This is a genomic window from Mesorhizobium sp. M7A.F.Ca.CA.001.10.2.1 (genome assembly GCF_003998575.1).
In the GTDB taxonomy this organism is placed as follows: Bacteria; Pseudomonadota; Alphaproteobacteria; order Rhizobiales; family Rhizobiaceae; genus Mesorhizobium.
Genome location: NZ_RZQY01000271.1, coordinates 1 through 7565, shown reverse-complemented (window position 1 = coordinate 7565; position 7565 = coordinate 1). Strand labels below are relative to the sequence as shown.

9 protein-coding genes are annotated in these 7565 nt (G+C 62.6%); 3 read left to right on the top strand and 6 right to left on the bottom strand.

The window, feature by feature from the left end:
* Together EN964_RS18205 and EN964_RS18200 are read left to right on the top strand one after the other, a co-directional pair.
* Positions 1-404, top strand: a 404-nt coding sequence (locus EN964_RS18205; RefSeq protein WP_127276592.1) for a DUF2155 domain-containing protein, incomplete at its 5' end; no start/stop codon positions are given.
* A 75-nt stretch (positions 405-479) separates the two neighbouring features.
* Positions 480-866: a hypothetical protein gene (locus tag EN964_RS18200; protein ID WP_127269231.1), complete on the top strand. Its 387-nt coding sequence runs from the start codon at positions 480-482 to the stop codon at positions 864-866.
* A gap of 9 nt (positions 867-875) precedes the next feature.
* Here EN964_RS18200 and aat read toward each other — a convergent pair whose 3' ends face one another.
* From aat to EN964_RS18170, 6 genes are all read right to left on the bottom strand, one after another.
* Positions 876-1493: a leucyl/phenylalanyl-tRNA--protein transferase gene (gene aat, locus EN964_RS18195; protein WP_127269232.1), complete on the bottom strand. Its 618-nt coding sequence runs from the start codon at positions 1491-1493 to the stop codon at positions 876-878.
* A gap of 12 nt (positions 1494-1505) precedes the next feature.
* Positions 1506-2849 (bottom strand): acetyl-CoA carboxylase biotin carboxylase subunit, encoded by a 1344-nt coding sequence (gene accC / locus EN964_RS18190; protein ID WP_127269233.1) that lies wholly within the window; start codon positions 2847-2849, stop codon positions 1506-1508.
* A gap of 10 nt (positions 2850-2859) precedes the next feature.
* A complete protein-coding gene (gene accB / locus EN964_RS18185) occupies positions 2860-3318 on the bottom strand; it encodes an acetyl-CoA carboxylase biotin carboxyl carrier protein (protein WP_127269234.1) in 459 nt (152 codons plus the stop codon).
* 26 nt (positions 3319-3344) lie between these two features.
* Positions 3345-3779: a type II 3-dehydroquinate dehydratase gene (gene aroQ / locus EN964_RS18180; RefSeq protein ID WP_127269235.1), complete on the bottom strand. Its 435-nt coding sequence runs from the start codon at positions 3777-3779 to the stop codon at positions 3345-3347.
* Between the two features lie 148 nt (positions 3780-3927).
* The gene (locus EN964_RS18175) at positions 3928-4731 is read right to left on the bottom strand and encodes a DsbA family protein (RefSeq protein WP_127272408.1); all 804 of its coding nucleotides are present in this window, start codon (positions 4729-4731) and stop codon (positions 3928-3930) included.
* Between the two features lie 61 nt (positions 4732-4792).
* Positions 4793-6187 carry a M48 family metalloprotease gene (locus tag EN964_RS18170; RefSeq protein ID WP_127271627.1) on the bottom strand — a complete coding sequence of 465 codons (1395 nt, stop codon included), beginning with the start codon at positions 6185-6187 and terminating at the stop codon, positions 4793-4795.
* 145 nt (positions 6188-6332) lie between these two features.
* Here EN964_RS18170 and EN964_RS18165 point away from each other — a divergent pair, with 145 nt between their 5' ends.
* Positions 6333-7481: a pyridoxal phosphate-dependent aminotransferase gene (locus tag EN964_RS18165; RefSeq protein ID WP_127272409.1), complete on the top strand. Its 1149-nt coding sequence runs from the start codon at positions 6333-6335 to the stop codon at positions 7479-7481.
* Positions 7482-7565 lie beyond the last annotated feature (84 nt).

Below are 7565 nucleotides of genomic sequence, written 5' to 3'. Positions count from 1 at the left end.
CCTTCGATGTCTATATCGACGAGACGGTGCAGTTCGGCGCTTTGCAGGTGACGCCGCGCGTCTGCTATTCGCGGCCGCAGGCCGAGGCGCCGAAGACCGATTCCTTCGTCGAGGTCGACGAGATCACGCTCGACCGCAAAATTCGCCGCATCTTCACCGGCTGGATGTTTGCCGAAAGCCCCGGCCTCAATGCCGTCGAGCATGCCGTCTACGACGTCTGGCTGAAGGAATGCAAGCAGAAGTCGGATGTGCCGGCGCCCGACGGCGCCAAGGCTGACGCAACCAAAGCCGAGGCGCCCAAGCCCGCGGCGGCCAAACCGAAAGCCGCGACCGCTCCGGACGTGACAGATCCTGGCGTGACGGAGCCGGACGCTTCGGACCCCGATACGACCGACACCAACTGATCCTCCGGAACCCTCCTTGCCACCATACGTTGGGGCACGGATGAGCGCGCATCTATGCGCAGGGAGGATCTTCCGATGTCAGACAGCAAGCGGATCACGGCTGGCAAGGCAGAGTTGCTGGAACTTGAAAAGGGATTCTGGACGGGCGACGCGGCCTACTATGCGGCCAATGTCGACACCGAATGCCTGGTGGCGTTTCCGCAGATGGCACAGGCGATGGACAATGCGGATCTCGCCAAGACCGCAACCAGGCCCAACCGCTGGCGCGACCTGAAAATCGACCTCAAGGGTATTATCGAGCCGGGCAGCGACATCATCATGCTGACCTACGAGGCACATGCGACACGCGAGAACGGCGAACCTTACGTCGCGCTGGTCAGCACCGGCTATGTCCATCGCGTCAACGGCTGGAAGATGATGTTCCATTCGCAGACGCCATTGGAAGCCGCCACTGGGAAGTAGGCTCAATCTTCAGGGATAGAATACGGCCTCGCCCTTCAGCGCGTCGGCCAGCATCTTTTCATATTTGCCGCGCGGCACGTCGACCGCGCCGAAGCGCTTGAGGTGCTCGGTGGTGAACTGGGTGTCAAGCAGAGCGAAGCCGCGTGCCTTCAAGCGCTCGACGAGATAGAAAAGGCAGGTCTTGGAAGCGTCCGTCTCCCTGGCGAACATGCTCTCGCCAAAAAACACCCGGCCGAGCGACACGCCATAGAGGCCACCGACCAGCCGGTCCTCGCGCCACGCCTCGACCGAATGACAATGGCCTATCCGATGCAACTCGACATAGGCTTCGCGGATCGGCGCATTGATCCAGGTCGAGCGCCGTTCCACGCGCTTTTCGGCGCAGCCGTCGATGGTCGCTTCGAAATCGAAATCGAAACGGATGTCGAAGGGGTTCTTCCTGATCGTTTTCCTGAGGCTTTTCGGCGCGTGAAAACCATCGAGCGGAATGATGCCGCGCGTCTCCGGCCGCACCCAGAACACCTCCGGGTCGCCGGCACTTTCGGCCATCGGGAAGACGCCCGAGGCGTATGCCTTGAGCAGAAGGTCGGTGGGGATGCGATAGCCGGGCGCGTAGGGGCGGGTCATCGCGTCTCCGCGCTAGTCTTCCTTGGCCAGGTATTTTTCCAGCCAGTGGATGTCGTAGTCGCCATTGGCGATGTCGGCATTGCCGACGAGATCGCGAAACAGCGGCAACGTCGTCTTGATGCCGTCGACGACGAACTCGTCCAGGGCGCGGCGCAGGCGCATCATGCACTCGACGCGATTACGCCCATGCACGATCAGCTTGCCGATCAGGCTGTCATAGTATGGCGGGATCTTGTAGCCGGAATAAACGCCGGAATCGACGCGGATGCCCAGGCCGCCCGGTGTGTGGAAATGGGTGATCGTGCCGGGCGAGGGGGTGAAGGTGCGCGGGTCCTCGGCGTTGATGCGGCATTCGATGGCGTGGCCGTTGAACTTGATGTCCTCCTGCTTCACCGAGAGGCCGCCACCGGAGGCGACGCGGATCTGCTCATGCACGAGATCGATGCCGGTGATCGCTTCCGTCACCGGATGCTCGACCTGCAGGCGCGTGTTCATCTCGATGAAGTAGAACTCGCCATTCTCGTAGAGGAACTCGATGGTGCCGGCGCCGGAATAGCCGAGATCGGCGATGGCCTTGGCGCAGATGCCGCCGATGCGGGCGCGCTCTTCGGCATTGAGGGCGGGCGAGGGCGCCTCTTCCCAGACCTTCTGGTGGCGGCGCTGCAAGGAACAGTCGCGCTCACCGAAATGCACGCCGCGGCCAAAGCCGTCACCGAACACCTGGACTTCGATATGGCGCGGCTTTTCCAGGTATTTTTCGATATAAACGGCATCGTCGCCGAACGCCGCACCGGCTTCCGTGCTCGCCGTCTGCAGGGCGATCTCCAGGTCAGCCTCGGTGAGGGCGACCTTCATACCGCGACCGCCACCACCGGCCGATGCCTTGATGATCACGGGATAGCCGATCTCGGCGGCAATGCGCCTGGCTTCCTTCTGGTCGGTGACGGCGCCGTCCGAACCGGGCACAACCGGAATGCCGAGGCGCTTGGCGGTTCGCTTGGCCTCGATCTTGTCGCCCATGATGCGGATATGGTCGCCGGACGGACCGATGAAGGTGATGTTGTGCGCGGCCAGTATGTCGGCGAATTTGGCGTTCTCCGACAGGAAGCCGTAGCCCGGATGCACGGCGTCGGCGCCGGTGATTTCGCAGGCCGCAACGATCTGATGGATGTTGAGATAGCTGTCGCGCGATGGCGGCGGACCGATGCAGACGCTCTCGTCGGCGAGCCGCACATGCATGGCGTCGGCATCGGCGGTCGAATGCACCACCACCGTCTGGATGCCGAGTTCCTTGCAGGCGCGCAGCACCCGGAGGGCGATTTCGCCGCGATTGGCGATGAGGATCTTCTGAAACATCAGGCCCGCTCTATTCGATCACGACGAGCGGCATGCCATATTCGACCGGCTGCGAATCCTCGAAAAGGATCGCGGTCACCGTGCCGGCACGTGGCGAGGGGATCTGGTTCATCGTCTTCATCGCTTCGATGATCAGCAGCGTCTGGCCTTCCTTGACCTTCTGGCCGACTTCGATGAACGCCTTGGCGTCCGGCGACGGCGCCAGGTAGGCGGTGCCGACCATCGGCGAGGTGACTGCGTTCTTGGAAATATCTGCCACAACGGGCAGAGCTGCGGAGGCAGCTTGCGCTGCTGCCGGCGCATAGGCCTGCTGCGGCGCTGCGATTGCATGAACAGCCGGCGCCTGCCGCGAGACGCGCACCTTCAGGTCGCCCAGTTCAACCTCGATCTCGGTGAGATTGGTGTCGTTCAGTATGCCCGCCAGATCGCGGATCAGTTGCTGGTCAACACCGGTCTTCTTTATCGACATTTTCGAGCCTTCTGTTTGTTGGCCGGTCATAGGCGTGCGGCCAGCGCCTGTAGCGCCAGCGTATAGCCGAGCGGCCCAAAGCCACAGATCATGCCGACGGCGACCGGCGCGACCATGGAGATGTGGCGGAATGGTTCCCGCGCATGGATGTTGGAAAGATGAACTTCGGCCACCGGCAACGGCGCGACGGCGCGGATGGCGTCGTGGATGGCAATCGAGGTGTGGCTGTAGGCGCCCGGATTGATGACGATGCCGACAGCCTTGTCGCCAGCTTCCTGAATCCAGTCGACAAGGTCGCCCTCATGGTTCGACTGGCGGAAATCGATCTCGAACCCCAGCGCCTCGCCTGCCTGCTTGCAGTCGTCGGCGATCGCGGCAAGCGTCTTGCCGCCATAGATGCCCGGCTCGCGCTTGCCGAGCGCGTTGAGATTGGGACCGTTCAGGACGAAAACCGTTTTCAAAAAGCCGACCTTTCCCGGCGCCGTCATCAAGCCGGCGCGCTGGGCCCTCTATAATGGGCATAGCCGCCCGCGGAAAGAGCACAAGTGCGTTCTTTCACTGTCCACAACAGGCGGAAATGTGCCCGTGAGAAATAGCTGGCGAGCAAGATCAGAGCGCGGCTTTCGCCGCCTCGATCTTTTCTGCCAGCACTTCCTGCCCGAGTGCTCCGAACACCACCTCGTTGCCGATGACATAGGACGGCGTTCCGGTGATCGCCAGCTTGTTGGCAAGATCGTAGGTCTTGGCGAGGGCCTCGTTGATTGTCGGGTCCTTCATCTTCTCGCGCAGCGCCGCTTCGTCGGCGCCGAGCGACAGCGCGACCTTGATTGCCGACGCCTCGGTGGCGCGTCCCTGGCCGCCGAGCAACGCATTGTGGAACTCGCCGTACTTTTCCGGGTGCATCAGGTGAAAGGCCATCGAGACCACGCTCGCCTTCTGCGATTCCGGTCCAAGGATGGGGAATTCCTTGAGCACGAAGCGCAGGTCCGGATCGGTCTTGGTCAGCGCCTGCATGTCGTCCATGGCGCGTTTGCAGAAGCCGCAATTGTAGTCGTAGAACTCGACGATGGTGACCTTGCCGTTCGGATTGCCGACGACGCCGTCGAAGGCGGAGTTGAAGATCTGGTCCTTGGCATTCTTGATCACGCCGAGATGAGCGATGCGCTGCTCTTCCTTCTGCTTGGCCTCAAGCGCGTCCTGGACTTCCAGGAGGACTTCCGGGTTTTTCAACAAATAGTCGCGGATGATGCCTTCGACCTCGGTGCGGTCGATCTTGGTATCGGCCGCCGCGGTCTCGACCGGCTGTGCGGTACCGGCCTTGGCGATCTGCGGGTTTCCGGCAACGAATCCGAAAGCCAGCATGGCCAGGGCGACCGCAACCCCCGTGGTGCCCAGCAGCAGTGCCTTTTTCATCGTTCCTGTTCCTTCTACCTGTTTTCCGGTCTGGCTATGTCGTGGCGCGCGGCCGGAAGGTTCACTTGATCTTGGTTGACGGCTTGTAGTTTATGATATCCTGGGCGCGAAGCCAGCGCGGCTCGCCGCGTTTCATCTGCTGCTGCGCCCGCATGGCGAAAATCTTCGCATCCTTGTAGTTGCCGGAATAGAAATGGCTTTCGGCGGTGGCAAGTTCGGCGCCCGGTATGTCACCCAACTCACCGTAGGCCTGTGCCAGATAGCGATACCCGGCTGAATTTTCCTTGTCGCGCCCGAGGCCGTTGTTGATCTGCACGACGGCTTTTTTCAGAGAGTCGGGCGTGCCGACGGCCATCAGCGCCTGGCCCATGGACACCGGCAGCAGACCGGACCGCGCCGAATCGAGGCTGACCGCCTTGGCGTAGGCGTCCGCGGCTTCCTTGGGTTTGTTTGCCTTCATCAGGATGTCGCCGCGCAGTTCCTGGAAGTAAGCGTTCTTGGGCTGCGCCTTGATCAGTGCATTGGTCTTGGCGAGCGCGGCGGCGATGTTGCCGAACAGGTAGGTCGACTGGGCGTCGCCATATAGCGCGGCGAGGGTCCCTTGCATCTTTCGCATCAGCCGCGACGCAGCCGCCTGGCCTTCCATGTAGACGGCGATCTTCACCCGCACCATGTCATGGCGCTGCTGCAGCGCGGGCGGGTCCGGCCTGTCGACATTGGGGCTCTGTTTCACCAGCACTTCGAGATTGGAGATACGATCCCGCGGCATCGGATGGCTGATCCGGTAGGGATCGACTTGCGCGCCCGAGAGCGACAGCGCAGTCTGGAAGCGGTGAAACGTCTTCAGCATGCCCATGCCGGACTGGCCGGTGGCGTTGAGATAGGTGATCGCCGAGCGGTCGGCCGTCATCTCCTCGGTGCGCTGGTAGGCGAGGATGCTGCGCTGTGCCATCTCGCCGCCGCCGGCGGCTACGCCCACGCCCGCACCGGCAAGGCCGCGGCTATTGGTTGTCGCGCCGGCGACCATGGCACCGGCACCCAGCAGCGTCGCGATGATGGCCATCGTCTTGGCGCGTTCAAGCTGGTCGCGGAGTTTCTGCTGGTGGCCGCCGGCGATATGACCGGCTTCGTGGGCGATGACGCCGATGATCTCGTTGGGCGTTTCAGCCGTCATCAGCGCGCCGGTGTTGATGAACAGCCGGCGCCCGGTGACGAAGGCGTTGAAACTCTGGTCATTGACCAGAACGATGTCGATGCCGTCATTCGCCAGGCCAGCCGCCCTGAAGATCGGCCGCGCGTAATCGCGAACCAGCGCCTCGATCTCGGCGTCGCGCACCACCGGCACGTTCTGGGCAAAGGCGCTGACCGAACTCGCCATTGCAACGGCAACGCCAAGCGAAAGCGTCGCGAAGACGCGCGCTGCCTGGGCAATCGTCGATCTGGGTCGGCTCAACATGATGGCTCCACTGGTAGACGAGCGGGCGAAAGATGAAAAGTCGGCGCCGGAAACTTCCTCAACTTGTGATCCTCACATCAATCGGGCATTTGTGCGGCACATGCGCCAGTGCCTGGCGCCGTCAGTCATCGGGAATACTGGTTTAATGGTCGTCTCGCTCTCACGTCGTGGCAATGTCGAGCCCTTCCATGCGATGGACATTCTGGCAGAGGCAAACCGGCTGAAGTCCCAGGGCGTGCCGGTTGTTTCGATGGCCGTCGGCCAGCCCTCCGATCCCGCACCGGTTCTGGTTCGCGCCGCAGCCGCCAAGGCGCTGCAGGATGGACGCATCGGCTACACCGACGCGCTGGGACTGGCAGGCTTTCGCAAGGCGATCGCCGGACACTACGCCGATCATTACGGGCTTGATATCGAGCCCGGCCGGATCGCGGTAACCACTGGATCGTCGGCCGCCTTCAACCTTGCCTTCCTGGCGATGTTCGACGGGGGTGACCGCGTCGCCATCGCGGCACCCGGCTATCCCGCCTATCGCAACATCATGGCCGCGCTCGGCATCGAGGTGGTCGAGATCGAGCTCGGCGACGCCGCCTACCTGCATGCCGGCCATCTCGAGACCGCGCATCGTGAAAAGCCGCTGAAAGGCGTTCTCTTCGCCAGTCCCGCCAATCCAACCGGCGCGGTCATACCGGCCGATGAACTGGCGGCCCTGGTGAGGACGGCACAAGACCTCGGCATCGCCGTCATCTCCGACGAAATCTATCACCGGCTCGCCTATGCCGCCCCCGACACCACGGCGCTTGCCTATGGAGGCGACGTGACCGTGATCAACTCCTTCTCCAAATATTACTGCATGACCGGCTGGCGCATCGGCTGGATGGTGCTGCCGCAAGAGCTGGTGCGGCCGGTCGAGCGCGTCGCCCAGAGCCTCTATATCTCGCCGCCGGAACTGTCGCAGATCGCGGCGATCGAAGCGTTCAGGGCGACCGAGGAGTTGGAGGCGGTCAAGGGTCGCTATGCCTGGAATCGCGAGCTTTTGATGAAACGCCTCCCGGAACTCGGCTTTCCGCTGGCGGCGCCCATGGACGGCGCCTTCTATGCCTTTTGTGACGTCACCAGGCATACCAATGACAGCATGGCCTTCGCGCGCAAGATGCTGGCCGAGGCGCATGTCGCGGCAACACCCGGCCAAGACTTCGACACTCAGGCCGGGCACCGCACGATGCGTTTCTCCTACGCCGGCAGCCACGACGACATGATCGAGGCGATGGCGCGCCTCGAACGCTGGTTGAGGTAGCGCCATGCCGGAACTCGAACAGGCCCTCAGACTTGATCAGGCCCACAAACTTGATCAGGCCTCCAAACTTGATCAGGCATTGGC

Coding starts and splice junctions, on each gene's coding strand:
- EN964_RS18200 (WP_127269231.1), top strand. CDS start 480: ATGTCAGACAGCAAGCGGATCACGGCTGGCAAGGCAGAGTTGCTGGAA.
- EN964_RS18175 (WP_127272408.1), bottom strand. CDS start 4,731: ATGAAAAAGGCACTGCTGCTGGGCACCACGGGGGTTGCGGTCGCCCTG.
- accB (WP_127269234.1), bottom strand. CDS start 3,318: ATGTCGATAAAGAAGACCGGTGTTGACCAGCAACTGATCCGCGATCTG.
- EN964_RS18165 (WP_127272409.1), top strand. CDS start 6,333: ATGGTCGTCTCGCTCTCACGTCGTGGCAATGTCGAGCCCTTCCATGCG.
- aat (WP_127269232.1), bottom strand. CDS start 1,493: ATGACCCGCCCCTACGCGCCCGGCTATCGCATCCCCACCGACCTTCTG.
- accC (WP_127269233.1), bottom strand. CDS start 2,849: ATGTTTCAGAAGATCCTCATCGCCAATCGCGGCGAAATCGCCCTCCGG.
- EN964_RS18170 (WP_127271627.1), bottom strand. CDS start 6,187: ATGTTGAGCCGACCCAGATCGACGATTGCCCAGGCAGCGCGCGTCTTC.